Annotated in this window: 21 protein-coding genes; 12 read left to right on the top strand and 9 right to left on the bottom strand. The window is 66.7% G+C overall.

The genetic code is table 11. The features are described from left to right. Positions 1 to 62: 62 nt before the first annotated feature. Positions 63 to 674 (bottom strand): class I SAM-dependent methyltransferase, encoded by a 612-nt coding sequence (locus L286_RS25555; RefSeq protein ID WP_020819598.1) that lies wholly within the window; start codon positions 672 to 674, stop codon positions 63 to 65. Between the two features lie 158 nt (positions 675 to 832). Further along, complete coding sequence (locus tag L286_RS25550) at positions 833 to 1717, bottom strand: LysR family transcriptional regulator (protein ID WP_007684431.1); 885 nt, start codon at positions 1715 to 1717, stop codon at positions 833 to 835. Positions 1718 to 1817: 100 nt separating this feature from the next. On the opposite strand from L286_RS25550, the gene L286_RS25545 reads away from it, so the two are divergent. The 3 genes from L286_RS25545 to L286_RS25535 are packed head-to-tail and all read left to right on the top strand — an operon-like array spanning position 1818 to position 4872. Beyond that, complete coding sequence (locus L286_RS25545) at positions 1818 to 3317, top strand: CoA-acylating methylmalonate-semialdehyde dehydrogenase (RefSeq protein WP_020819599.1); 1500 nt, start codon at positions 1818 to 1820, stop codon at positions 3315 to 3317. 36 nt (positions 3318 to 3353) lie between these two features. Continuing rightward, entirely contained in the window at positions 3354 to 4145 is a 792-nt protein-coding gene (locus L286_RS25540; protein ID WP_007684435.1) for a nucleotidyltransferase family protein, read from the top strand. Continuing rightward, positions 4129 to 4872: a metallophosphoesterase family protein gene (locus L286_RS25535; RefSeq protein ID WP_020819600.1), complete on the top strand. Its 744-nt coding sequence runs from the start codon at positions 4129 to 4131 to the stop codon at positions 4870 to 4872. Before L286_RS25540 ends, L286_RS25535 begins: the two co-directional genes overlap by 17 nt. On the opposite strand, the gene L286_RS25530 is transcribed toward L286_RS25535, so the two are convergent. The 3 genes from L286_RS25530 to L286_RS25520 form a co-directional block, all read right to left on the bottom strand. Next, positions 4851 to 5933: a PepSY-associated TM helix domain-containing protein gene (locus tag L286_RS25530; RefSeq protein ID WP_020819601.1), complete on the bottom strand. Its 1083-nt coding sequence runs from the start codon at positions 5931 to 5933 to the stop codon at positions 4851 to 4853. The two genes, L286_RS25535 and L286_RS25530, sit on opposite strands and share 22 nt — an antisense overlap. Then, positions 5933 to 8095 carry a TonB-dependent receptor gene (locus L286_RS25525; protein ID WP_020819602.1) on the bottom strand — a complete coding sequence of 721 codons (2163 nt, stop codon included), beginning with the start codon at positions 8093 to 8095 and terminating at the stop codon, positions 5933 to 5935. Before L286_RS25525 ends, L286_RS25530 begins: the two co-directional genes overlap by 1 nt. A 217-nt stretch (positions 8096 to 8312) precedes the next feature. Continuing rightward, positions 8313 to 8675, bottom strand: a complete 363-nt coding sequence (locus L286_RS25520; protein WP_007684441.1) for a hypothetical protein — start codon at positions 8673 to 8675, stop codon at positions 8313 to 8315. Positions 8676 to 8789: 114 nt separating this feature from the next. On the opposite strand from L286_RS25520, the gene L286_RS25515 reads away from it, so the two are divergent. The 3 genes from L286_RS25515 to fixJ are packed head-to-tail and all read left to right on the top strand — an operon-like array spanning position 8790 to position 11407. Continuing rightward, positions 8790 to 9605: a universal stress protein gene (locus L286_RS25515; protein WP_020819603.1), complete on the top strand. Its 816-nt coding sequence runs from the start codon at positions 8790 to 8792 to the stop codon at positions 9603 to 9605. A 20-nt stretch (positions 9606 to 9625) separates the two neighbouring features. Then, positions 9626 to 10771, top strand: a complete 1146-nt coding sequence (locus tag L286_RS25510) for a sensor histidine kinase (protein ID WP_020819604.1) — start codon at positions 9626 to 9628, stop codon at positions 10769 to 10771. A 12-nt stretch (positions 10772 to 10783) separates the two neighbouring features. Beyond that, positions 10784 to 11407 (top strand): response regulator FixJ, encoded by a 624-nt coding sequence (fixJ, locus tag L286_RS25505; protein WP_020819605.1) that lies wholly within the window; start codon positions 10784 to 10786, stop codon positions 11405 to 11407. A gap of 95 nt (positions 11408 to 11502) precedes the next feature. Here fixJ and L286_RS25500 read toward each other — a convergent pair whose 3' ends face one another. The 4 genes from L286_RS25500 to L286_RS25485 are packed head-to-tail and all read right to left on the bottom strand — an operon-like array spanning position 11503 to position 14769. Further along, positions 11503 to 12294, bottom strand: coding sequence for a DUF2182 domain-containing protein (locus tag L286_RS25500; protein ID WP_020819606.1), 792 nt, complete (start codon positions 12292 to 12294; stop codon positions 11503 to 11505). Positions 12295 to 12296: 2 nt separating this feature from the next. Continuing rightward, complete coding sequence (locus L286_RS25495; protein ID WP_007684448.1) at positions 12297 to 12929, bottom strand: DUF1326 domain-containing protein; 633 nt, start codon at positions 12927 to 12929, stop codon at positions 12297 to 12299. Between the two features lie 38 nt (positions 12930 to 12967). After that, positions 12968 to 14116 (bottom strand): sterol desaturase family protein, encoded by a 1149-nt coding sequence (locus L286_RS25490; RefSeq protein WP_020819607.1) that lies wholly within the window; start codon positions 14114 to 14116, stop codon positions 12968 to 12970. A gap of 53 nt (positions 14117 to 14169) precedes the next feature. Beyond that, positions 14170 to 14769: a TetR/AcrR family transcriptional regulator gene (locus L286_RS25485; RefSeq protein WP_007684450.1), complete on the bottom strand. Its 600-nt coding sequence runs from the start codon at positions 14767 to 14769 to the stop codon at positions 14170 to 14172. Between the two features lie 105 nt (positions 14770 to 14874). Here L286_RS25485 and L286_RS25480 point away from each other — a divergent pair, with 105 nt between their 5' ends. From L286_RS25480 to cpaB, 6 genes are all read left to right on the top strand, one after another. After that, complete coding sequence (locus L286_RS25480; RefSeq protein WP_020819608.1) at positions 14875 to 17832, top strand: DUF2339 domain-containing protein; 2958 nt, start codon at positions 14875 to 14877, stop codon at positions 17830 to 17832. A 24-nt stretch (positions 17833 to 17856) separates the two neighbouring features. Then, entirely contained in the window at positions 17857 to 21252 is a 3396-nt protein-coding gene (locus tag L286_RS25475) for an acyl-[ACP]--phospholipid O-acyltransferase (RefSeq protein ID WP_025161038.1), read from the top strand. A gap of 44 nt (positions 21253 to 21296) precedes the next feature. After that, entirely contained in the window at positions 21297 to 22142 is an 846-nt protein-coding gene (locus L286_RS25470; RefSeq protein WP_020819610.1) for an oxygenase MpaB family protein, read from the top strand. Between the two features lie 103 nt (positions 22143 to 22245). Beyond that, positions 22246 to 23109: a phenylalanine 4-monooxygenase gene (phhA, locus tag L286_RS25465; RefSeq protein ID WP_020819611.1), complete on the top strand. Its 864-nt coding sequence runs from the start codon at positions 22246 to 22248 to the stop codon at positions 23107 to 23109. A 37-nt stretch (positions 23110 to 23146) separates the two neighbouring features. Then, positions 23147 to 24187, top strand: a complete 1041-nt coding sequence (gene hppD / locus L286_RS25460; protein ID WP_020819612.1) for a 4-hydroxyphenylpyruvate dioxygenase — start codon at positions 23147 to 23149, stop codon at positions 24185 to 24187. A 303-nt stretch (positions 24188 to 24490) separates the two neighbouring features. Then, positions 24491 to 25264, top strand: a 774-nt coding sequence (gene cpaB, locus L286_RS25455) for a Flp pilus assembly protein CpaB (RefSeq protein ID WP_021222914.1), incomplete at its 3' end; no start/stop codon positions are given.

Below are 25264 nucleotides of genomic sequence, written 5' to 3'. Positions count from 1 at the left end.
CCTCCACCACGCTTCGCGCGGTCCCCCTCCCCATCTCCCGATGGGGAGGAATGCCCCCCCCTTCACCCAGGCCCCGAAGCCCAATAAAGATGACAAGGCGGCAAGTTCCGCCATTCAAACCCCGCCCTGACCTGCTCGAAGCGCCGCTCCAGCAACGGCTTCACCGCCCTGCGCATCTGATAGGCCAGGAACTTCCCCTCCGGCCGCAACGCACAGGCGCTCGCCTCCATCAGCCGCTCGGCCCGCTCCGGCGCCAGCGTCGAAAAGGGCAGTCCGGACAGGATGCAATCCGCCCTGTCCCACCCCTGCGCCGCCATGATCTCCAGCACCCCGTCGGCCGACCCCGTCACCGCGACCAGCCGCCTATCCCGCATCTCCCCGCGCAGGTGGCCGATGAAGGCCGGGCTGGTGTCGATGGCCAGCAACCGCGCATGCCCCGGCAGCCGGTCCAGCAGGGCGCGGGTGAAGATGCCGGTGCCCGGCCCATATTCGATTACCCGCTCCATCCGGCTCCAGTCCACCGGCCCCAGCATGGCGTCGACCAGAAAATGCGACGCCGGAAAGGCGGACCCGACCGCCAGCGGATTCCGGAAAAACTCCCGAAAGGCGAGCGCCGGAAATCCCGTCCCGCGATTCCCGGCCAGCGCGGCCCTGTTTTCGAACGATGTCGCCACGATTGCTTCACTCTCCGACCATTATCTCGCAGAGCAAACCCACAGAACCAAAGCCCGGTTCCTGCACCCCTCAATCCTCCCCATCAAAGATGGGGAGGGGGACCATGCGAAGCATGGTGGAGGGGAGCGCCCAAAGGGCGCTTAAGCCGTCCGTCAACCTACAACCGCTCCCGAACCCCCCGCATCACCTCGTCCAGAAAATCCGCCGCCGCCCGCACACGCGGCAATCTCTGCAAATCCGCATGCATGACCAGCCAATAGCTGCGCCACACCTCCATCGACTCCGGGAAGATCTGCACCAGCCGCTCATCCTCCGCCGCCGCGAAGACATGCAGCACGCCCAGCCCCATCCCCGCCGCCACCGCCGCATGCTGCGCCGCGCTGGAACTGGCGCGAAAGACGATGGCCGCGCCGGGCAGCAACTGGTCCAGCGCGATCATCTCCGCGAACCCGGCCAGTTCCTCGATATAGGAAACGAAGACATGACGGCTGAGGTCGGCGCGCAGGGAGGGGCGCCCCTCCCGTTCCAGATAGGCCTTGGACGCATAGAGACCCAGGCGATAATCGGCCAGCTTGCGGGTCACGAACCGCCCCTTAGGCGGCGGTTTCAGCATCACGGCGATCTCCGCCTCCCGCCGCGACAGGCTGGCCGCCTTGCTCTCCGACGCCAGTTCCAGCGTCAGGCGCGGATGCCGCTCCCGCAACGCCGCCACGCGGGGCGCGATCAGATGGCTGGCGAAGGCCTCCGGCGTGGCGAGCCGCACCGTCCCCTCCACCTCCCGGTCGCGCCCGGCGACGCTGCTCAGCGCGGCCAGCAACTCGCTCTCGATCCGCTCGGCATGGGACACCAGAGCGAAGGCGGCGGGCGTCGGCGTCACCCCGCGCGGGCTGCGGTCGAACAGGCGCGCGCCCAATGTCGCCTCCATATTGGTCAGGCGGCGGGCGACCGTGCTATGATCCACCCCGACCCGCCGGGCCGCGGCCAGCATATTGCCCTCCCGCATCACTGCCAGGAACAGCCGCAGTTCGTCCGAGTTCAGCATAGGCAAATCCGCACAACCAATGTGTCGACATACATGTATATCTGCAAAGCCGGCCCGTCTATATCCACCCCATCCCACCGGCAGGAGAGGAACCGGAAAAATGCGTTCAGTTCACCATTTCATTCATGGACAATCCGCCCCCCAACCCGGCGCCCGCCTGTCCGACATCCTCAATCCCGCCACCGGCGCGGTCCAGGCCCAGGTGGAACTCGCCACCGCCGCCCATCTCCAGAAGGCGGTCGATTCCGCCCTTTCCGCCCAGCCCGAATGGGCCGCCACCAACCCCCAGCGCCGCGCCCGCGTCATGTTCCGCTTCAAGGAACTGATCGAACAGCATATGGACGAACTGGCCCTGCTGCTCTCCTCCGAACATGGCAAGGTGCTCGCCGACGCGAAGGGCGACATCCAGCGCGGCCTGGAAGTCGTCGAATTCGCCTGCGGCATCCCCCATCTGCTGAAGGGCGAATATACCCAAGGCGCAGGCCCCGGCATCGACGTCTATTCGATGCGCCAGCCGCTGGGCATCGCGGCGGGCATCACCCCCTTCAACTTCCCCGCGATGATCCCCCTCTGGATGAGCGCCATGGCCATCGCCTGCGGCAACGCTTTCATCCTGAAACCCTCGGAACGCGACCCCTCCGTCCCGGTGCGCCTCGCTGAACTCGCCATCGAGGCGGGGATTCCGGCGGGCATCCTGAACGTCGTCCATGGCGACAAGGAAATGGTCGACGCCATTCTCGACCATCCGGCCATCAAGGCGGTCAGCTTCGTCGGGTCGTCCGACATCGCCAATTACGTCTATGCCCGCGGCGCCCAGAACGGCAAGCGCGTCCAGGCGATGGGCGGCGCGAAGAATCACGGCATCATCCTGCCCGACGCCGACATGGACCAGGCGGTAGCCGATATCGTCGGCGCGGCCTATGGTTCGGCGGGCGAACGCTGCATGGCGCTGCCGGTCGTCGTGCCGGTGGGCGAAGCGACCGCCGACGCCTTCCGCGCCAAGCTGCTGGACGCCATCGAGACGCTGCGCCCCGGCATCCCGACCGATCCCGACGCGCAATATGGCCCGCTGGTCACCGGCGTCCATAAGGCGCGGGTGGAAAGCTATATCCAGATGGCCGCCGACGAAGGCGCGGAAATCGTGGTCGACGGGCGCGGCTTCTCGCTCCAGGGCTATGAGGAGGGCTTCTACCTCGCCCCGACGCTGATCGACCGGGTGACGCCGCAGATGAAAAGCTATCAGGACGAGATTTTCGGCCCCGTGCTCCAGATCCTGCGCGCCCAGAGCTTCGAGGAGGCGCTGAGCTATCCCTCGAAGCATCAATATGGCAACGGCGTCGCCATCTTCACCCGCAACGGCGATTATGCCCGGAAATTCGCCGCCGATGTCGAGGTCGGCATGGTCGGCATCAATGTGCCGATCCCGGTGCCGGTCGCCTATCACAGCTTCGGCGGCTGGAAGCGGTCGGGCTTCGGCGATCTCGACCAGTACGGCATGGACGGCGTGCGCTTCTACACCCGCACCAAGAAGATCACGCAGCGCTGGCCCGACGGCGGTGCGGTGATCGACCAGAGCTTCGTCATCCCGACGATGAAATAAGCCCGCGGAAACGGAAGGGGGAACGGAAGCGCCCGCTTGTCCGTTCCCCTGGGGATGAACCGCGAACCCGCCACCTTCGATCCTCCACCGGACGCGGCGGAATTCTATGCCGAAAGCCTTGCGCATCTGGTCCAGTCCGGCATCCCCTTCATGCTGTCGGGCACCTATGCGCTGGGATGCCATACCGGCATAACGCGGCCGACCAAGGATCTGGACGTCTTCTGCAAGCCGGGCGATGCGCCCCGCATCCTGGCCTATTTCAAGGCGCTGGGACATCGGGTCGAATTCGAGGACGAACGCTGGATCGGCAAGGTCTGGCGCGACGGAAATTTCTTCGACGTCATATACAACATCTCCTCGGCCAGCCTGCCCGTGACCGAGGAATGGTTCCGCGACATATCCCATGCGGAAGTCTATGGCACGACGGTGCGGATCACCCCGCCGACCGAATTCATCCTGTCCAAGGTCTTCATCCAGGATCGATACCGCTATGACGGCGCGGACGTCGCGCACATCATCCTGCGGCAGCATGAGCGCATCGACTGGCAACGGCTGCTGGACGCGATGGAACTGCATTGGGAAGTGCTGCTCATCCACCTGCTGAATTTCCGTTTCATCTATCCGACCGAGCGGCATTGCATTCCGCTCTGGCTGTTCGAGGAATTGCTGGGCCGGTTGCAGACCCGCGCCGAACTGCCCGTCCCCAATCTGCGCGTGTGCCGGGGCCGGCTGCTTTCGCCGCGCGACTATCTGGTCGACATCACCGACTGGGGCTTTGCCGACGTGGTGGGCAAGGGGCTGGAGGAGAGCCATGACCGCAACCAGTGAGGCGCGGCCGAGGGACAGCCTGGTCCTGGCCGCCGTCGGCGACCTGCACGTCACGGATTCGTCCGAGCATCGCTACCGCGCCATGTTCGAGGAGATTTCCGCCCGGGCAGACATATTGGCCCTGTGCGGCGACCTCACCAATTTCGGCAAGACGCGGGAGGCCGAAGTCCTGGCCGAAGACCTGCGAAGCTGCACCATCCCGACCGTCGCGGTGCTGGGCAATCACGACCATGAATGCGGCCAGCCCGAAATCGTGGCGCAGATCCTGCACGGCGCCGGCGTCACCGTGCTGGACGATCAGGCGGTGGAGATAAGGGGCGTGGGCTTCGCCGGGGTGAAGGGCTTTGTCGGCGGATTCGGCCGGGGGGAACTGGGCGCCTTCGGGGAAAGCGCGATCAAGGGCTTCGTCGAGGAATCGATCAACGAGGCGCGCAAGCTGGAAAACGCGCTGCGTTCGCTGCGGACGGAGCGGACCGTGGCCGTGCTCCACTATGCGCCGGTGGTCGATACCGTGCAGGGAGAGCCGCCGGAGATCTTCCCGTTCCTGGGTTCCTCCCGGCTGGCCGAAGCCATCGACAGGTTCGACAATGTCCGCTTCGCCGTGCACGGCCACGCCCATCGCGGCGCGTTCAAAGGAAAGACGCCCGGCGGCGTTCCGGTCTATAATTGCGCCCAGTTCGTGCTGTCGGAACGGTTCGACCGGCCCTATGCCCTGATCGCGATCTGACGCGGGCGCGCCGCCCTTGCCGGACGCCTGAACCAGAAGGTCCAGACCGCGAGAGTGCCGAGCAGCGTCATCGCCAGCCCCGCCAATGTCATGACCAGCCTGAACGCCAGGCCGCCGACCTTCGCCGCATGGAGGGGATAGAGCAGATTATACCCCTTCACCACCGTCGGCAGCGTGGCGGCGTCGCGCGCCGCGACCAGCGCGCCGCTGTCGGCCGCGAACCAGAGGGTGGTGCGACCATTGGGCAGCCATTCCTGCGGCCGGCGCATGCGGAGGGTGATCAGGCCGCTATTCTTGCGCGGCAGGCTGAGGCTGCGCAGTTCCGCGTCGGGAAAGCGGGCCTTGGCCGTCACGATCATGCCCGCCCAGTCCAGTCGGTCGGCAAGTCTGGCGTCGCGGGGCGGCGGAGCGGCCAAGGCCTTGTCGATCTGCGCGGGCGCGCCCGGCCCGAACAGCAGCGCCGCCATTGGCCGGAACACCAGCACGGCCCCCGTCGCCAGCGACAGCAGCAGCAGCGGCGCGACGACGACGCCCAGATCGCGATGATGCCGCACGATCGCCGGGCGGCTCATCCGCGCCGGCCATAGCCGCCATTCGAAGGTCCGCCGCGTGCGCCACCAGAGGATGAGGCCGGTGAACACGAAGAACAGCCCGCAAAGCGCGGCAATGCCGATAGCCCAATCACCCGTCTCGCCGGAGAAGAGGTGATGGTGGAAGTCGAACAGCCAGAGTTCAGGCCGCTCCCACTGGCTGCTCCACCGCATCACCACGCCGCCGCGCTGATCGGCATAGGCGCCGCCGCCATTGTCGAACAGCAGTTTCAGCAGCCCGAAATCGTCGGACGCATAGGTGATCGATTGGGGCCGCGCCGCCGGATCGGCCATGATGCGCTGCGTCACCTGCGCCAGTTGGCGGACATCCTCCACCCGCGGGTCGCCGGCATGGGGCGCCAGCGTCCAGGCATTCTTGTGCACCAGCAGCGCGCCGCTGAGGCCCAGAAGGGCGAGCAGCAGCCCGATCAGTCCGCCGGTCCAGCGGTGAAGGGCGTCGATCAGCTTCACTAGAACCGATAATCCCAGGACAGGGTGAAATTGCGCCCGCGCCCCGCGAAATAATGGGCCTTGTCGGTGGGCCGGACGGTTTGCGTGTAATAATCGATGGTGAATGTGTCGAAGATATTTTGCGCCGCCAGCGTCAACGCCCCGAACCGCGTCTGATAGCGGAGCGACATGTCGGTCACATTATAACCGTCGAACCTGTAGAGCACCGGATATTTGCCCGGTTCGCGTTCGAACTGACGCGAGAGGAAGAATTGCGTCTGGATGCGCGCCGACAGCGGCCCATGCACATAGCTGGCGGCGACATTCAGGCGGTCGGGCGAAATGTTCGCGCCGTCCAGGTCGCGATCCACCTTGTCGACGCCATTGTCCGATCCGTCGGTGCGGCCGATCAGATGGGCGTAGCCGGTGGACAGGGTAAGCCCCGGCAGCGGCGTCCTGACCGACAGGTTCAGTTCCAGGCCCTGTATCTCCACCCGCTGGCGTTGCACCTCGAACGGCGCGCCGACCGACTGCTGCACCAGCAGCGACCCGTTCTTGCTGGTCGACCAGAAATAGGCCGCGCTGGCATCCACGGGGCCGCGCTTCACTTCCACGCCGATCTCGCGATTGTTCGACACGATAGGGCTGATGTTCACATAATTGTCGATATCGACCCCGGCCCGGTCGACGGCGCGCGCGATGCGTCCGACGTCGGGGACGGTGTAGCCCTCGGCATAGCTGGCATAGGCGCGGATGCCCTCCCACGGCTCCAATATGGCGCCGCCGTTGAACAAGGTGTCGTGAAAGGTCGGCGTCCCGCCCGCCACGTCGAAGCCGCCCCGATAGGAGGCCAGCGTATGATAGTCGTCGATATGGATGCGCACATCCTCATATCGGATACCGCCCGCCAGGCGCAGCTTCTTGTCGAACAGCGCCAGGTTGAACTGGGCGAAGGGCGCCAGGCTGCGATAATCGGTCGGCGGCACCCAGGTCCGGCCGGTGGCGATCAGGCGCTGTTCGGTCAGATCGTAGAGCGCATCGAAACCCAGAACGGCGGTCAGCGCCTCGAAACCCGGCATGGCGCGTTCATAGCTGATCTTGCCGCCATATTTGCGGCTGCGGTTCTGCGACTGGTCGAACAGCGTGTTGACCGGCGCGATGGCCGCATCCTGGAAGGTGGCGATGGGCGCGACCTCCCCGCCATAGGTGTCCCGCGAGCGGTTGAAGAAAAGCTGCGCGATGAAGTTGCCGCCCCACAGGTCGCCGTCGGTGAGCGTCAGTGCCGCGCTTTCGGTGCGGTTGGTGGCGGGGACGCCCGGCGGAGTGCCGCGCACGGAGGTCGTCGGGAGGTCGATGGCGGGATTGCCGTCCAGCGTGACGTAGTCGCCCTCCCCCTTCAAATGGAAGCGGCTCATGGTCAGGTCCAGCCGGGCGCTGTCGCTGAGCGCATAGCCGAAGCGGCCGAACAGCGACCAGCTTCGGCTGTCCTGCGTCTCGCCCTGGGTCAGGTCGGTGCCGACGCGATTGCCATGGCCGTCGTAGAATGCGCCGCGCTTTTCATAGGCCGCGCCCACCGTCGCGTCCCAGCGCCCGGCGCGCCAGGCGAGCAGCCCCGCGACCTTGCCGCCGACGCCGTCGCCGTGAAAGCCGGTGTCGGCATTGCCCTGCACCAACATCCGGCCCGACAGGCCGTCGCTCTGGGGCGGCGCCACCGTCACCTGGTTGACGATGCCGCCGGCACCGCCGATCCCCTGCAACGCGTTGGAACCGTAGATCAGTTCGACCCGGTCGATGAAGAAGGGGTCGATGGTGAAGCCGTCCCGCGATCCGTCGCGCAGCGGCGCGGTTTGCGGGATGCCGTTGATCGCATAGAGGGGCGAACGGCCGCGCAGCGTCTCTCCCGCGCCGGACAGCTTCTGGCGCGTGGGCGAGAAGGACGGGGTCAGCGCCGACACCGCATCGACGATGGAGCCGCCGATCGCGACCTGTTGGTTGAGCGTTTCCCGATCGATTACGTCGATGGTCATCGGCAGGGCGTTGGCGGGCAAGATCGTGCGCGCCGCCGTCACGATGATCGGGCCTGCGCCCTCGGCATCGGCCGCGGGTTCGGACTGGGCCAGGGCAGGCCGGCTCGACAGCGCGAGCATGGTGGTGACGAGCAGGAAAGACGGTCGGATGTGCATTCATTCCCCCATGAGGCTGCACTCCCGCTAGCCAAATAAGGAGGATGTTGCAAGTCATTAGCAGTATAGATTTGCATTTCGCGGGCGGCTCTGCCGACGCCGTCACTCGATCAGCGCCATCAACGCCCTGGGATCGGGCCGAACCCGCTTGTTCCCGAAGATCGACTCCCGGCCAGGCGCGCGGCAGCGACTGCGGGGCGAAGTGCGGCCGCCGCGATCAGGCCGGACTCATCCCCTTCACCACGAAGGGCAGGCATTCCCCGTCCGGGTCGGTCAGCGTCAGATAGGCGCCGGGCTGGATGGCGTGGGCGTCCAGCCGGTAGATCTTCTCGTCATCCGCCTCACCCTGCTCATAGGACAAGGCCCAACCATTCCCGGTGTGCAGCAACGTGCCGTGCCGGTCCGGCTCGTTCGGCCAGAAACGGCGCGCCGTCGCCAGTTCGGGATGGATGCGATATTCCCTTTCGTCGATCAGGCCGCCGCTGCCCAGCGGCAGGCGCAGCACATAGCTTCGCGCCGCCGATCCGTTGGGAAAGGCGGGCGTCCGGGCAAGTTCGAGGCGTATGGTCGTCCAACTCATATTCCATGCAATCGGATTCCGCGCCGAAAAGGGATATAAGGATTATTCCTGATGGCGACCGCGCCGGGGGAGTCCTAGCCAAAAGGGAAAGAGACGCTTGCCGGGAGACAGACGATGAAATCGGTCCTGCTGCACATTCATGAAGATCGTGGCGCGGAAAGCCGCTTGCAGGCGGCCTGCGATCTTGCCCGCGCATCGGGCGCGCACATCCATTGCGTGCAGGTGACGGCCATGCCGGATTTCGTGGCGGCCGACATGTACGGCGGCGCGTCCATGGCCCCGGCGATGATGGCGGAACTCTACGACATCGATGAAAAGGCCCGGATGCGCGTGGAGGATCGGCTGCGCCGCGAGGATGTGAGCTGGGACTGGCGCCATGTGGAAGGCGATGTCGTCCATGGCCTGCTGTCCGCGGCGGCGCTGACCGACGGCATGATCGTCACCCTGCCGCCCGGGCCGCGCCGGGAATTCGCAGATCCGCTGCACCTGGCCGCCGACCTGGCGCTGGCCGGGCGGGTTCCGGTGATCGCCGTGCCGCAGGAAGCGAAGTCCTTTCCGGTCACGGGCCGCGCGATGGTGGCCTGGGAAGGTTCGCAGGAAGCATCCGCCGCGCTGCGCCTGTCCGTGCCGCTGCTGAAGCTGGCGGAGGAGGTGCATGTCGTGACGGTCGAGGAAGCGGGCAAATATCCCTTCCCCGCGACCGACGCGCCGGAATATCTGGCCCGCCATGGCATCAAGTGCCAGTTGCACACATGGCCGCAGGACGGGCGCACCATCGATGCGTCGCTGAAGGCCGCCATCGGCGTGCTGAAGCCGGACTGGATGGCGATGGGCGCCTTTGGCCATAGCCGGTTGCGCGAAATGATATTCGGCGGCGTCACGCGCGCCATGCTGCGCGAGGCGCATGTTCCGCTCTTGCTGGCGCATTGAAGCCACGGCATGGTGTCGGCATGGCGGTAGCGGACGATGAAACCGATGGCCTGACGCAGCGCGAGCACAGCCTGGAACAGGCATTGCTCGGCTCCATCCTGGCGACCGTCCCGGACGCGCTGATCGTCATCGACATGCGCGGCACGATCGTGTCGTTCAGCGCAGCGGCGCAGCGCATGTTCCAATATGCCGAAAGCGACGTGCTGGGCGAGAATATCTCCATGCTGATGCCCTCCCCCGACCGGGAGAGGCATGACGGCTATATCCACCATTATCTGACGACCGGGGAAAAGCGGATCATCGGCATCGGCCGCCTGACCAGCGCGCGGCGGCGGGACGGGTCGACATTCCCCATCGAACTGTCGGTGGGGGAGGTGCAGGATGAAGGGCGGCGGCTGTTCACCGGCTTCATCCGCGACCTCACCGAAAGCCAGCAGGCCGAGCGGCGGGTGGCCGACCTTCAGGCCGAACTGGCCCATGCGTCGCGGGTGACGGCGATGGGGACGCTGGCGTCGGCGCTGGCGCATGAACTGAACCAGCCGCTGACCGCCATCGCCAACTATCTGGAGGCGGGGCGCGACATGCTGGACGCCGGGGGGCCGGTGGACCGCGAACTGCTGCGCGAGGCGATGGCAGAAAGCGCGAACCAGGCCCTGCGCGCCGGCGAGATCATCCGATCGCTGCGCGAGTTCATCAAGCGCGGCGAGACGATGCGCCAGCCCGAACCGCTGCGCGGATTGCTGGCGGAGGGGGCGGCGCTGGCCTTCATCGGCGTCGATAGTCGGGGCCTCGACATGGACATCAGCGTCGATCCGCGCGTCGACAAGGTGCTGGTCAACCGGGTGCAGTTGCAGCAGGTCATCATCAACCTGACCAGGAACGCCGTGGAGGCGATGGCGGACAGCCCGGCGCGCATCCTGCGCCTGTCCGCCGTGCCAGGGGAAAATGGCCGGGTGGAGGTGATCGTGGCCGACAGCGGGCCGGGGCTGGCGCCGGACATGTCGCGCACGCTCTTCACCCCCTTCACCACCACCAAGGCGTCCGGCATGGGCGTCGGCCTGTCGATCAGCCAGACCATCGTGGAGGGGCATGGCGGGCGCATCTGGGCCGGACCGTCGCAATGGGGCGGCACGGCCTTTCACTTCACTTTGGACGCGGTGGATTAGGATGAAAGCCCGATGAGCGAGCCATTTCCCATCTATGTCGTGGACGATGACGAGGCGATCCGGCGGTCGCTGTCCTTCATGCTGAAGACCAGCGGTTTCGCGGTGAAGCTGTTTGAGGGCGGTTTGCCCTTTTTGAAAGAGGCCGCCGGTCTGGAGCCGGGCTGCGTGCTGCTGGACGTGCGGATGCCGGACATGGACGGGCTGGCGGTGCAGCGGGAGCTGCGGGCGCGGGGCGTCATGCTGCCGGTGGTGATCATGACCGGCCATGGCGACATCGACATGGCGGTAACGGCGATGAAGGCGGGGGCCAGCGACTTCATCGAAAAGCCGTTCGAAAAGGCGGCGTTGCTGGGCTGCGTCGAGGCGGCGCGGCGGGTGGCGGTGGCGGACCGCGGCGCGAATGCGCGGGCGGAGGATGCGCGGGCGCGGCTCAACATCCTGACCGAGCGGGAGCGCGAGGTGCTGCACGGGCTGGTCGACGGCCTGCCGAACAAGACCATCGCCTACGACCTGGCGATCAGCCCGCGCACGGTCGAAATCCACCGCGCCAACCTGATGCAGAAGCTGGAGGTGAAAAGCCTGGCCGAAGCGCTCAGGATCGCCTTCCACGCGGGCGTGGAGAAGGACAAGGCCTAGGGCTGGCGGATGGCGTGGCCAGACCTGGCCATGAGGCGCACGCAGCGCTTCAACGAGAGCGGAAGGCGCGGACTACCCCTGGCGGCCAAAAACCGTCACCCCATCAATATCGCCCACGCCGACAGGATGCAGCCTATACCCGCCGCCACGGAGACGACGCGGCCCCATGGCAGCAGTTTTTCCAGACCCACCAGCAGCGTCAGCAACGCGATCCAGGCGAGGTTCATGATCCCGCCCACGAACAGCAGCGTCATCAGCATCCAGCAACAGCCGACGCACCAGGCGCCATGGAGCGCGCCCATGCGCAGCGCACCGGCCCAGCCCGGCCGATAATGGCGGCTGAGGAACTGCGCGGGATTGCGGCATTGGCGCAGGCAGGCATCCTTCCACGGACTGATCTGATAGGTTCCCGCCGCGATCAGCAGGGCGGCGGCCAGCGGGCGGCTGGACGTCGCCATCGCCATGGGGGACAGCATCGCCATTGCGGCCAGGCGCCATTGCGCCAGGGTGGCGATGAGGGAAAAGAAACCCCAGACCAGCAGATAGCCCAGGGTGAAGCTCTCCGTCGCCGGGCGCGTGGAGGCGGGCGCGGCGCGAGCGTAGAGCAGGACCATCGGCGCCGCGGAGGGAAGCATCATCGCGACCATCATCACCCACCACATGGCGAAAGTCATGACGAACCGCGCCATCGCCCATGGCATGTCGCCGGGCATCATCATCGCCGCCATCGGGTCTTCCGCCAGGCCGGCCGGAAACAGGGAGGCGGTGAGGGCCATCCCCATGCCCGCGCCCGAAAGCAGCCAGCCCCAGGCCAGCAGGATCAGCACCGCGAGCGCGACAAGCGAAATCAAGCGGTGCCGGGCAAGCACCACGCCCCATATCGGCATCGTCAGCCCCTGACGACGCCGTGGCTGTCGAGGTGGAGATAGGCGAACTGGCCATAGCTCGCCGCATGGTCGAGCCGCATCGGCGCGATCGAGCGGCTGGTGCCGGAGCCGATCTCCGCCACTTCATATTCGAAGCCGTCGGGCAGGTCGATCCGGGCGCGGATTTCCGATCCGTCCACCGGGCTGCGGATGGGTTCGCCGTCCATTTCCAGATGCCCCGCTATGCGCAGGCGGCCCTTGCGTCCTTCCACGTCGACCTCGAAGTCGACGGGGACGAAACTGGGTTCGTGCATGGTGGTGATGGTGGAGGCGAAGACGGCGAAGACCGTCGCCATCGGGGCGGTGTCGCCGCCGGTCATGATCGTCAGCAGGGCGTTGCGCTGCGCTTCCGTCGCCCGTTCGTCGACGAAGGCGGCGCATTCCCCCTGCCCTTCGTGGATCGGGCCGGGCCAGCGGAAGACGGCTGCGATGTTGAGGCCCGACAGGTCGGTGTCGCCGTGACGCCCCTCATCGATGGCGAAGCCGAAGGCGGCCTGGCAATGCCCCTTGTCGGGCAGGCCGCCGAACTGGCAGTTGCAGCCATATTCACAGTTGCAGTTGGCGAATTCGCGGCCCTTGAGCATCCAGTAGACCATGGTCCGACTCCCCTGACAGCCGGAAGACCATAGCAGATTCACAAGGCTGCGTCGCGCTTTCGGCGGAAGGGGTAGAGAAATTGCGCGCGATAGCCCTGGGGCACCTGTTCGGGCACGCCATAGCCGGTCGGCCATGCGCCGTCGGGCAGATGATGTGTGCCGAACAGGCGGTCGAGAAAAGGGAAGTGGATCGCGAAATTCTTGTCGACCGCGACCTCCTCTATCGCATGATGCCAGTGGTGGAAGCGCGGCGTCGCGACGATGCGGCCGAGATGGTTGAAATCGCCGCGCAGATTGGCGTGGAGCAGCGAGGAGTAGATATAGACGAAGCCGATATAGGCCTGCATCACCGATGGCGAGAAGCCGAAGGTGAGCAGCGGCAGGGACGTCACGCCGCGCAGGGCGATGATCTCGAAGAAATGCATGCGCGCGCCGGCGAGCCAGTCCATCGACCGGGCCGAATGGTGCACGGCGTGGAAGCCCCAGAGGAAGGGGACGCGGTGGAAGGCGCGGTGGAACCAATATTGGACGAAGTCGGTCAGCAGCACCACTTCCAGGAACTGGAGCAGCCAGGGCTGGCCGGCGATCATGGCGCGGACGCCCGCCAGGCCGGCGGTGTTGGCGTTGATGAAGCTGGACGGCGCCAGCGCGAGGAAGGTGATGAGCTGCACCATCATCGAACTGATCAGATAATAGAACAGGTCTTCCCGCCATTCCTGTCGGAACAGCCGTTGCTGCGCCCTGTGGGGGAACAAGCGCTCGATCGGCGCGAACATCAGGCCGGTGGCGACCATGTTGACGGCGAAGAAATCGACGCCGAAGAACACGCCCCAGTCATGAGTCTCACGCGGTTGGACTTCCGCTCCGCCCAACAGGGTGGCGAGCAGCGCGACGATGAGCGCGGTGGCGCCGATGGCTTTGCGTGTGCGCAAAAGCAGGCTGAGCAACGCCAGGGCATAGCCGCCGATCAACAGCGCATGGACCAGAGGACGCAGCCCGCCCCAGGCGTGCAGCGCGGCCAGTTCGGGCGTGGCGAACCAGTCGGGCCAGCGCAGCGCCATCACCAGACAAAACCCGGTGGTGCTGAGCAGCAGCGCGAAGAAGCCCGAGAACCAGCCGCTGCCCAGGCGCCGCACGGCAAGCGGCGATTGCAGGTCGCGTTCCAGGCTGTCGAACCAGTTTGCCATGATATGTCCCCCTTTTGTCTCCAGCTTGCCGCCCGCCGTGCCTGCCGCCTATGTTAAAGCTCCGCCCCTGCCGCCCTCAAGCTTTCCTTGACCCGCGCCGTGGCCATTTCGAGGGGGTCCGTCTCGCCCAAAAGGGCGAAGCTGCCGTTGAGCGCGAAGGTGCAATGACCATGGACCGTCGCCACCAGCGAGCGGGCGAGGCGCGGAGCGACATCCTGGGATTCCGGCGGCAGCACGGCGGCGACTTCGCGCACGACGACATCGGTGAGACCGGCGCGCTGCCGGGCATATTCCTCCGGCAAGGGCACGCCGGACGGCAGGCGATGGTCGTAGATCGCCATCCAGATGTTCGTGTTTTCCGAAGCGAAGCGGAAATAGCCCTCCACCAGCGCGGCGATCCTGTCGCGCGGCCGGCTGGCGAGGCGCCGTTCCAGAAAGGCGGCCCACAGGTCGAAGGTGCGCGTGTTGATGGCGGCGACCAGCCGGTCGTAGCTGCCGAAGACATTATAGAGCGTGCCCACCGAATAGCCGATGCGCTTGGCCACCTCTCGCGAGGAGAATTTGGCGAAACCGGACTCGGCCATGTGGCGGTGGCCCTCCTCCAGGATGAGCGCCTCCAGCTCCTCGCGGCTATGGTCGGATCGTCTGCCCATGGAGAGGCAAATAGAAGATCAATTGAACGCTGTCTAATTATTTTATTGAACAGTGTGCAATTTTGCGGTAGCCGATGGGCATTGCTGGGTGCAGGGGTTCGACTCATGCTTGTGACGCTGGTTCTGCTGGTTTTCGGGGTGATGCTGTTCGACATGCGCGGGCGGTTGAAGGCGGCCGAGCAAAGGTTGGCACTGCTGGAAGGGGGTGTTGGAAATACGCCCTCCCTTCCCGACCGCCCCGTCCCAGAAGACGGGGATGACGATGCGCGGGCGAGGCCGGCGGCGCCCGCAAGCGTCGTGGAGCGGCGGGTCGCCATGGACGCCGCGCCTCCGCCGCCCGCGAGCGCGGTCATCGTTGACCGTCAATCCAAAGAAGGCGGGAAGGGCGGGGAAGAGGCGAAAGGCATCGCCATCGAAGTCGCGCGCCCTGCACGCCCCTCCTTCAGCTTCGAGGAACTGTTCGGCCGACGCCTGCCGATCTGGGCGGGCGGCGTGACGCTGGCGGTCGCGGGCGTGCTGCTGGTCAAATATTCGATCGATGCGGGGCTGCTCTCGCCGCTGGTGCGGGTGGTTCTGGGGCTGCTGTTCGGCGGGGCGCTGATCGGCGGGGCGGAGGCGGCGTTGCGGCTGGAGGAACGGGTCCGCGATGCGCGGGTGCGGCAGGCGCTGGCGGGCGGGGGGCTGGCGACGCTCTATGCCGCGATCCTGGCGGCGCACATGCTCTACGGGCTGGTCGGGCCGGGCATCGCCTTTGCGGGGCTTGCGGGCGTGACGGGGCTGGCCATGGCGCTGTCGCTGCGCTTTGGCGCGCCGAGTGCGCTGCTGGGGCTGGTCGGCGGTCTGGCGGCGCCAGCCCTGGTCGAGGCGGGGCAGCCCAATGTGCCCCTGCTGAGCTGTTATCTCGCCCTGGCGGTCGGTGGGCTTTGCGTGCTGTCGCGCACCCAGCGCTGGATGTGGCTGGGGGTGAGCGCGCTGGTCGGCGGGGCCGGCTGGGGCGTCGTCATGCTGGCCATGGGCGCGCTGGATTGGGCGTCGTCGCTGTCGGTCGGGTTGCTGGTGCTGATGCTGGGGATGGCGTTGCCGGTCCTGGCCTTTTCCGGAACGCGGGCCGCGCTGCTGCGCATGGGCGCGGCCGTGGTGGCGGCGGGCCAGATGGCGGCGCTGGTGGCGACCGGCGGCTTCGGCCTGCTGCAATGGGGATTGTTCGGGCTGCTGTCGCTTATGCTGGTGTGGCTGGGGCGGGAGGCGGCCTTGCGGCCGCTGGCGGCGATCGGCGCCGGTGTCGCGCTGCTGCTGGCGGCGGTGTGGCCGCAGCCGGAAATGGGTCACTTCGCCCTGGTGATGCTGGGCATGGCGGCGATTTATGGCGGCGCGGCCCTGCTGCGGGTCTGGCGCGGCGGATTGGTCGAGGCGGGGCAGATCGCGGGGCTGGCGCTGGGCGGCTTTGCCGTGGCGCTGGGGCAGTGCTGGCGGGTCGGGCTGGACGGGGAATTCGCCCTGCTGGCGCTGGCTGCCGCCGGATTGCCCGGCGCGGCCATGGCGATGGGCTGGCGATGCGGCACGCGGCGGGAGGATTCGCGCTTCGTGACGCTGGCGAGCGCCGCGGCGCTGCTGCTGGTGGTGGCCGGCGGGCTGGGGCTGCCGGAGTGGACTCTGGCCATGGTGATTGCCGCGGTTGCGGCCGGGCTGCTGAAGCTGGCGGCGCTGGCGGAGGACCGTCGGGTTGAATGGAGCGGCTGGGGCTTTGCCTTCGGCGCGCTGGTGGTTCTGGCCGGATCGGACGATGTCGCCCGGCTGTGGGGAGAGGCGGCGGATGGGCCGGGCTGGCAGGGCGTGATGCGCTGGACGGCGGGCGCGGCAATGGCGGCGCTGTTCGCATGGCGGGCGCGCTTCGCCGAGGGACGGATGGTCGCGCAGGGCGTGGCTGTGCTGCTCGCCTATGGGGCCGTGGCGCAAGCGGTGCCGGCGCCCTGGGTGCCGGTGGGCGCCGCGCTGGGGCTGGCGGTGCTGGCGGAAGGAGCGCGGCGGCTGGCGGGCGGGCGAATGGCGCCTGCCCTGGGCGTGGCCTTGGCGCTGGTGGTGCTTTGGGCGGCCTGGCCCCTGGGGATCTGGCTGGGCCGGGTGTTGCTGTCGCTGGTGGGTGAACCCGTGTTGGTGCGGGACTTGCCCGGAACAAGCGAGGTGGCGCGGCGGATCGCCTTGCCGGCGATGGCGCTGAGCCTTGCCTTGTGGCGGGGCGGTTCCGCCGTGGATGCGGTCGAGCGACGGATCGGCTGCTGTGTCGCGGCGGTGCTTGGCGGGGTGGCGGCGCATGTCGCATTCAAGCAGCTTTTCGCTTTGGGGAGCCTGGCGGAGGTGACGCGCCTTGCCCTGGCGGAGCGCACGCTTTGGGAGGCTGCGCTGATGGGCCTGGGTTTCGTTGCGTTGCGGGGCCGGATCGCGCCAGCCCATTTCCACCCGTCGCGGAAAGCCGGGGAGAATTGGGCGCGCGTGGTCGGGACATGCCTCGTCGCGGCGGGATTGGGGCATTTGCTGGTTTATTCGGTGGTGCTGCACAATCCGCTCTGGTTCCCGCAGGCGGTGGGGAGCTGGCCCTTCGTCAATCTGCTGCCGGTGGTGCTGGCCCTTGCCTTCGTTGCGCTGAAGGTGGCGGACGGCTGGTCGCGGCGCATCGCCGATGGCGTGCGCATGGCGTTGATCGCGCTGTTCGGCGTGGCGATGCTGCGGCAGCTTTTCGTCGGATCGCTGCTGACCGTGCGCGGAGTGGGCCAGGTGGAGGATATTCTCCGTTCCGTGCTCGCATTGGCGCTCGCCATCGGCTTCCTGCTCTGGGGCATCCGCAGGCGGGCGCAGGCCGAAAACGCCAGAGACTGGCGCATCGCTTCGCTGCTGCTGATGCTGCTCGCCGTGGCCAAGGTGTTCCTGTTGGATGCGTCGGGGCTGACCGGGCTGCTGCGGATCGCATCCTTCCTGGCCCTGGGCTTCAGCCTGATCGGCATCGGATGGCTCTATAATCGCCTGTTGCGGGAGCCGATTAACAACTCCGCGACTATTGCTGCATAATGCGTGAAGGACGGGGGTAAGAAAATGTCCGCACCTGATCTGTCTTTGCTGGGTAAACGCCGTTTCGCGCCTTTGTTCGTGGTGCAGTTCCTGGGCGCGTTCAACGACAATCTGTTGAAGTTCGCGCTGCTGTTCCTCGCCAATTTCGGCCTCTATCGGGCCGAGCCCGACAAGGCGGAGATGCTGGCGACCGTCGCCACGGGCCTGTTCATCCTGCCCTATTTCCTGTTTTCCGCGCTGGCCGGGCAACTGGCCGACGCCTGGGACAAGGCGAAGCTGGTGCGGGCGGTGAAGGCGGCGGAAATCGTCATCATGACCCTGGCCGTCACCGGATTCTGGCTGGAATCGGTGCCGCTGCTGCTGTCCTGCCTGTTCCTGATGGGGCTGCATTCGACCATCTTCGGGCCGGTCAAATTTTCCATCCTGCCGCAGCATCTGCGCACCGACGAGATCATGGGCGGCACCGGCCTGATCGAGGCAGGCACCTTCCTCGCCATATTGAGCGGTCAGTTGCTGGCCGGGGTGATCCCGCCATGGGAAGCCGGGCTGGTGGCGGTCGGCCTGGCGATCCTGGGCTTCCTGGCCAGCCTGGCGGTGCCGTCCGCGCCGACGGTGGTGCCGGGGCTGCGCATCGAACCCAACATCTTCAGGAGCACCTGGCATATATTGAAGGCGGCGCGGCATGGGCGCGGCGTGTGGCTGTCGATCCTGGGGATAAGCTGGTTCTTCGCCGTGGGCGCGGTATTGCTGGCGGAGTTCGCGCCGCTGGTGAGCGGGGTGCTGAAGGCGAAGCAGGAGGTCGCGACCTTCTTCCTGCTGATCTTCTCGGTCAGCGTGGCGCTGGGGTCGATGCTGGTCAACCGGCTGCTGGGCGGGCAGGTGTCCGCGCGCTTCGTGCCGGTATCCGCGCTGGCGCTGGCCGGGTTCATGATCGACCTGTGGCTGTCGACCGGCTCCTATGCGCCCATGCATTCGGGCGCTGGCATAGCGGAATTCGTCGGGTCGCCGGGGAGCTGGCGGATCATGGTCGACCTGTTCGGCATCGCCTTTTCAGGCGGCATGTTCATCGTGCCGCTCTATGCGATCCTCCAGACGCACAGCCCGCGGCAGGAGCGGTCGCGCACCATTGCGGCCAACAACATCGTCAATGCGGCGGTCACGGTGGCGGTCGTCGCGGTGGTGACGGCGATGCTGGCGCGCGGCGAGAGCGTGCCCGGCGTGATCGGGGCGATGGGCTTTGCGACGCTGGCGGTGGCGCTGATCAGTTGCTGGCTGCTGCCGGAGACGGTGATCAAGGCCATCGTGCGCGGGATGCTGCGGCTCTGCTACCGGGTGGAGGTCATCGGCGCTGAAAATATGCCCGGCGCGGGCGAACCGGCGGTCGTCGTGGTCAACCATGTGTCGTTCCTGGATGGCCTGCTGCTGGCGGCCTTCCTGCCAGGCAAGCCCACCTTCGCGGTGCATACGCGCATTGCCAGGGCCTGGTGGGTCAAGCCCTTCCTGCCGCTGTTCGACGCCTTTCCGGTCGACCCGACCAATCCGCTGTCCGCCAAGGCGATGGTGAAGGCGGTGCGCGAAGGGCGGACGCTGGTGATCTTTCCCGAAGGCCGGATCACCGTCACCGGCGCCTTGATGAAGGTGTTTGACGGCCCCGGCATGGTCGCGGACAAGGCCGACGCGCCGATCATTCCGGTGCGGATCGACGGCGCGCAGTTCACGCCCTTTTCCCGCCTCAGGGGCAAGGTCCGGCTGCGGCGCTTTCCCCGGATCACGCTCACCGTGCTGCCGCCCCGCCGCTTCGCCATAGAGGGCGAGATGACGGCGCGGGCGCGGCGCGCTATCGCCGGGCGGCGGCTCTATGACGAGATGAGCCAGATGATGTTCGCGACCTCCGACACGGACAGGACATTGTTCGAAGCGCTGCTGGAGGCGAGCCATGTCCATGGGCGCGGATCGGCCGTCGTCGAGGATGTGAAGCGCGAACCGCTGACCTATGGGCGGCTGGTGACGGGATCGCTGGTGCTGGGACGCGTGCTGGCGCGTTCGACCCGGCAGGGGGAGGCGGTCGGCGTGCTGCTGCCCAATGTCGCCGGGGTGGCGGTGGCCTTCTTCGCGCTCCAGGCAGGCGGGCGGGTGCCGGCGATGCTGAACTTCACGGCGGGCCTGGCGAACCTGAAGGCGGCCTGCATGGCGGCCGAAATCCGGACGGTGGTGACGGCGCGGGCCTTTGTCGAGCAGGGCAAGCTGGGCGATGTCGTCGCGGGGCTGGAGGCGGAGGGGATCGCCTTCCTCTGGCTGGAGGATGTGGCGGCGGGCATCGGCCCCGGCGCCAAGCTGCGCGGGCTGGTCGCCAGCCGCTTTGCCGGGCGCGCGCACCGGCGGCTCAAGGTTTCGCCGGATGACGCGGCGGTGATCCTGTTCACCAGCGGGTCGGAGGGGCTGCCCAAGGGCGTGGTGCTGACGCATCGCAACCTTCTGTCCAACTGCCGGCAATTGGCGGCGCGGATCGACTTCAATTCGGCCGACGTGGTGCTGAACGCCCTGCCGGTGTTCCATAGCTTCGGCCTGACCGGGGGCACTTTGCTGCCGATCTTCCACGGGGTGAAGACGCTGCTCTATCCCAGCCCGCTGCATTACCGGATCGTGCCGGCGCTCGCCTATGACGCCAATGCGACGATCCTGTTCGGGACCGACACCTTCCTGTCGGGCTATGCGCGGATGGCGCATGGCTACGACTTTTATTCGCTGCGCTACATCTTCGCTGGCGCGGAGCGGGTGCGGGACGAGACCCGGAAGATCTATGCCGAGAAATTCGGGCTGCGCATTTTGGAGGGCTATGGCGCGACGGAAGCGGGGCCGGTGATCGCGGTCAACACCCCGATGCATTTCCGCGCCGGATCGGTCGGACGGCTGCTGCCGGGAATCGAGGCGCGGCTGGACGATGTGCCGGGAATCGAGGAAGGCGGGCGGCTTTCGATCCGTGGGCCGAACATCATGGCCGGCTATATGAAGGCCGATGCGCCGGGCGTGCTGCAACCGCCGGAAGGGGGCTGGCACGATACCGGCGACATCGTGACCATCGACGATCAGGGCTTCGTGACGATCCGGGGGCGGGCGAAGCGCTTTGCGAAGATCGGGGGCGAGATGATCTCCCTGCCGGCGGTGGAGGGCTATGCCTCCGCGGTCTGGCCGGATGCGGACCATGCCGTGGTGACGCGGCCCGACGCGCGCAAGGGGGAGCAACTGGTGCTGTTCACGACCGCGCGGGATGCGAAGGCGGCGGCGTTGCAGGCCTGGGGCAAGGCCAATGGCGTGGCGGAACTGGCCTTGCCCAGGGAAATCCGGGTGCTGGATGCTCTGCCGCTGCTGGGAACCGGGAAGACGGATTATGCGTCCATGACGCAGATGGCGGCCGGGTAGGACAGATCCTTCCTGCGCCGAAGGCTTGGGAAGGATTTGTGTCGGTGGAACGGCCTTCGCATCTGGTGCGGCGGTTGCTGGTGCGCCAGGTGCGGGGCGTGTTTCATGACAGCGCCCGAGGAGAAGCGCCGGTCGTCGCTTCGGACCGGGCGCTCTATCCGCCGGGGTCGGTGATCCGGCGCGTGCATGGCGACGTCACCAGCATGATGATCGGCGGGGTCGGCGCATTGCTGCTCCAGATGCTGCATCCGGCGGCCTTGGCGGGAATCTGGGACCACAGCCGGTTTCGGGACGATATGCTGGGGCGGCTGCGGCGGACGGCGCGGTTCATCGCCGTCACCACCTATGCCGAACGGGCCGAGGCGGAGGCGGCGATCGCGCGGGTGCGGCAGGTGCATGACCATGTGCGCGGGACGCTGGCGGACGGGACGGCCTATGCGGCGGGCGATCCCTGGCTGCTCGCCTGGGTGCATGTCTGCGAGGCGGTGAGCTTTCTCGACGCGTGGATGGCCTATGGCGAGCCGTTCATGCCGGTGGCGGAGCAGGACCGCTATTTTGCCGAGGCGGCGCTGGTGGCGCGGGCTTTGGGGGCCGATCCGGTGCCGGAGAGCCGGGCCGAGGCGATGGCGCTGATGGCGCGCTTTCGCAGCGAGCTGGCCGTGACGGAGCGGACACGGGAGGTGGCGCGGATCGTGCTGCGGCAGCCCGCGCCCTCGCTGGGGCTGATGCCCGCCCAAGCGATGACGATGCAGGCAGCGGTGGCGCTGCTGCCCGGATGGGCGCGGCGGATGCATGGCTTTTCCATGCCCGTCGTGGCGCGGCCGCTGGTCCGGGCGGCGGCTTTCGCGCTGGCGGGGACGATGCGCTGGGCGTTCAAGGCGCAGAAATGAGATTTCATATTCCGCCGATATGTGACGACCCCATTTCATTGGGGGCCATGAAGGGCATCAGAATGAAACCCTTTTTCCGTCGGAACATGGGATAAGGCTGAACATGGCACAGGCGGACATGACACCTCCCGAGGGCGCGGCTGCGGACTGGACGGTTCCGCAGGACTGGTCTGCCTATACGCCCGGCGAGCATGCCATGTGGGACCGGCTGTTCGAACGGCAGGCCGCGATGCTGCCGGGGCGGGTGGTGCCGGAATTCCTGGAGGGGCTGGATATATTGCGGATGGCGCGGCCGGGGATTCCCGACTTCGCCGAATTGTCCGAACGGTTGATGAAGCGCACGGGCTGGCAGGTGGTGGCGGTGCCGGGACTGGTGCCGGACCGGGTTTTCTTCGAACATCTCGCCAATCGGCGGTTCGTGGCGGGGAGGTTCATCCGCAGGCCCGAACAGATCGATTATCTGCAGGAGCCGGACGTGTTTCACGACGTGTTCGGGCACGTGCCTTTGCTGACCCATCCGGCCTTTGCCGATTATATGCAGGCCTATGGCGAGGGCGGGCTGCGCGCCGACGGGCTGGGGTCGATCGATCATCTGGCGCGGCTTTACTGGTATACGGTGGAGTTCGGGCTGATGCGGCATGGCGACGACTTGCGGCTTTACGGGGCGGGGATCGTTTCGTCCTTCGGCGAGTCGGTGTTCGCGCTGGAGGATGCTTCGCCCAACCGGATCGGTTTCGATCTGAAGCGGTTGATGCGGACCCAATATCGCATCGACGATTATCAGCAGAGCTATTTCGTCATCGACAGTTTCGAGGATCTTCTGCGCAAGACGTCCGATGTGGACTTCGGGCCGATCTATCGCGAATTGGAGACGGAGAGCGACGTGGCGCCCGATGCGGTGCTGGCGCAGGATCGCGTCTATCATCGCGGCAGCCAGGATCACGCCCGCGCCAAAATGCCATGCTGACGCGGTAACCCCAACCATAATCGAGAGGATTGGCTTCATGGCCGACATCATCAATCCGCTGGGCCTAAACGGTTTCGAATTCGTCGAATTCACATCGCCGGATCCCGAAGCCATGGGGCGGCAGTTCGAACAACTGGGCTTCGTGGCCAGCCACCGGCATCCGACCAAGAACATCACCCGCTACAAGCAGGGGCGCATCAACCTGATGCTGAACCGCGACGATGCCGGGCGGGTGGCGGCATTCCGGGGCGAGCATGGCCCGTCGGCGAGCGCCATGGCCTTTCGCGTGGCCGATCCGGAGGCGGCGATGCAATGGGCGCTGGAGCACGGCGCCACGCCGACGGACGAGGACGATACCGTCATCCAGGGGATCGGCGGTTCCTATCTCTATTTCATCAAGGACGGCGAAGACCTTTATGCCGATTGGGCGGAGTTTCCCGGCTGGCGGGAGGCGGCGGCGGAGAACAATGTCGGCTTGGACCTGCTCGACCATCTGACGCATAATGTCCGACGCCGGCAGATGCGGGTGTGGAGCCAGTTCTATCGGACGCTGTTCGGGTTCGAGGAGCAAAAATATTTCGACATCAAGGGGCAGGCGACCGGGCTGTTCAGCCAGGCGATGATCGCGCCCGACAGGGCGATCCGCATCCCCCTGAACGAAAGCCAGGACGACAAGAGCCAGATCGAGGAGTTCATCCGCCAATATCATGGCGAGGGCATCCAGCATCTGGCGCTGACCACCGACAATATCTACGAGACGGTGGAGAAGTTGCGGGCGCGGGGCGTGCGGTTGCAGGACACCATCGAGACCTATTATGAACTGGTCGACAAGCGGGTGCCTGGGCATGGAGAAGATTTGGAGAGATTGCGCCGGAACCGGATATTGATCGACGGATCGGTGGAGAATGGCGAGGGAATCCTGCTGCAAATCTTCACCGAGAACATGTTTGGGCCGATCTTCTTCGAAATCATCCAGCGCAAGGGCAATGAGGGGTTCGGGAACGGGAATTTCCAGGCCTTGTTCGAGAGCATCGAGTTGGATCAGATCAGGCGCGGGGTGATTTCGGTCGACGCCTGAGGTGGCAAGGCCCGGCGGGGAGCGGTCTTGAAAGGACGCCGGACCTTCCTTGCGCGCAGCGTGGGGAGGGAGGCCGCGGTAATTGTCGCCGATTTGGATCAATCATCGTGGCTTCCAGCGGCTTTTGCGTGAGCGAAATCGGTGAAAACATCTGGCGTTCCTGCGCAAAGCCACCATTTGCCAGTGCAAGCGCTTTGCACCGTAACGGTTGCTTCTTTCATGCCCTGACAACAGCGCCAGGGTTATGAATTTCCCCGGTTGAAGCGCTTTTGCGTTCACGCAAAGCGCCGTTGGGGGAAAGCAATGCGTCTGGGTTCGAAAGCCAAGCTGACGATCGCCGTCGGGCTGACCGCCGCTTCGGCTTTTCTGGCGCTGGGCGTCCGCGAATTGCGCAACGCTTCCGCCGCGACGGTGCAGGGCCAGGCCGCGCCCGTCAGGGTGGCCGCGCCTGTCCTGCTGGTGCGGGCGGCCCGCGCGATCCGCACGGGGGAGACGATCACGGCCGCCATGATCCGCAACGCACCGGGCGATCCGGCGCGCTATCCCTATGCGGCGACATCCGCCGAGGTGGTGGGCAAGGTCGCGACGCGGGACATAGGCCTGCATGCGTTGATCGCCCGCGATGCGGTGGGGATGGAGAGCAAGCTTGCCATCCGCGTGCCGATGGGGATGCGCGCAATCAGCATCGACACCACGGCGGAGATCGCCGTCGCCGGCCTGATCCGGCCGGGCGACCGGGTCGACGTGCAGGTCGTCTATCCCGGCGCCGACGCGATCAGCGGGGCGCGCGGATCGGGACGCAGCCGGGCGCAGGCCCTGCTCCAGATGGTGCAGGTGCTGGCCGTGGGCGAGGTGGTGGTGGGAACGCAGCAGGCGTCGGGAGCCAATGGCGGCGTGGAGGGCGCGCTCTCCTCCCCTCCCCCGCCGGCGCGGACAGTGACGCTGGCGTTGACGCCGGAGCAGGTGTCGATCCTGTCGCTGGCGAAGAATATCGGGGCGCTGACTTTGTCGCTGCGCAATCCGGCGGACAGCGCGCAGGTCGCGGTGGCCGTGGCGGCTTCGGCGGGGGTCGAGCCG

It is taken from the genome of Sphingobium sp. HDIP04 (assembly GCF_000445085.1).
Classification (GTDB): domain Bacteria; phylum Pseudomonadota; class Alphaproteobacteria; order Sphingomonadales; family Sphingomonadaceae; genus Sphingobium; species Sphingobium indicum.
The sequence above is the reverse complement of the archived record's forward strand: the minus strand, read 5'-3'. Positions and strand labels throughout refer to the sequence as shown.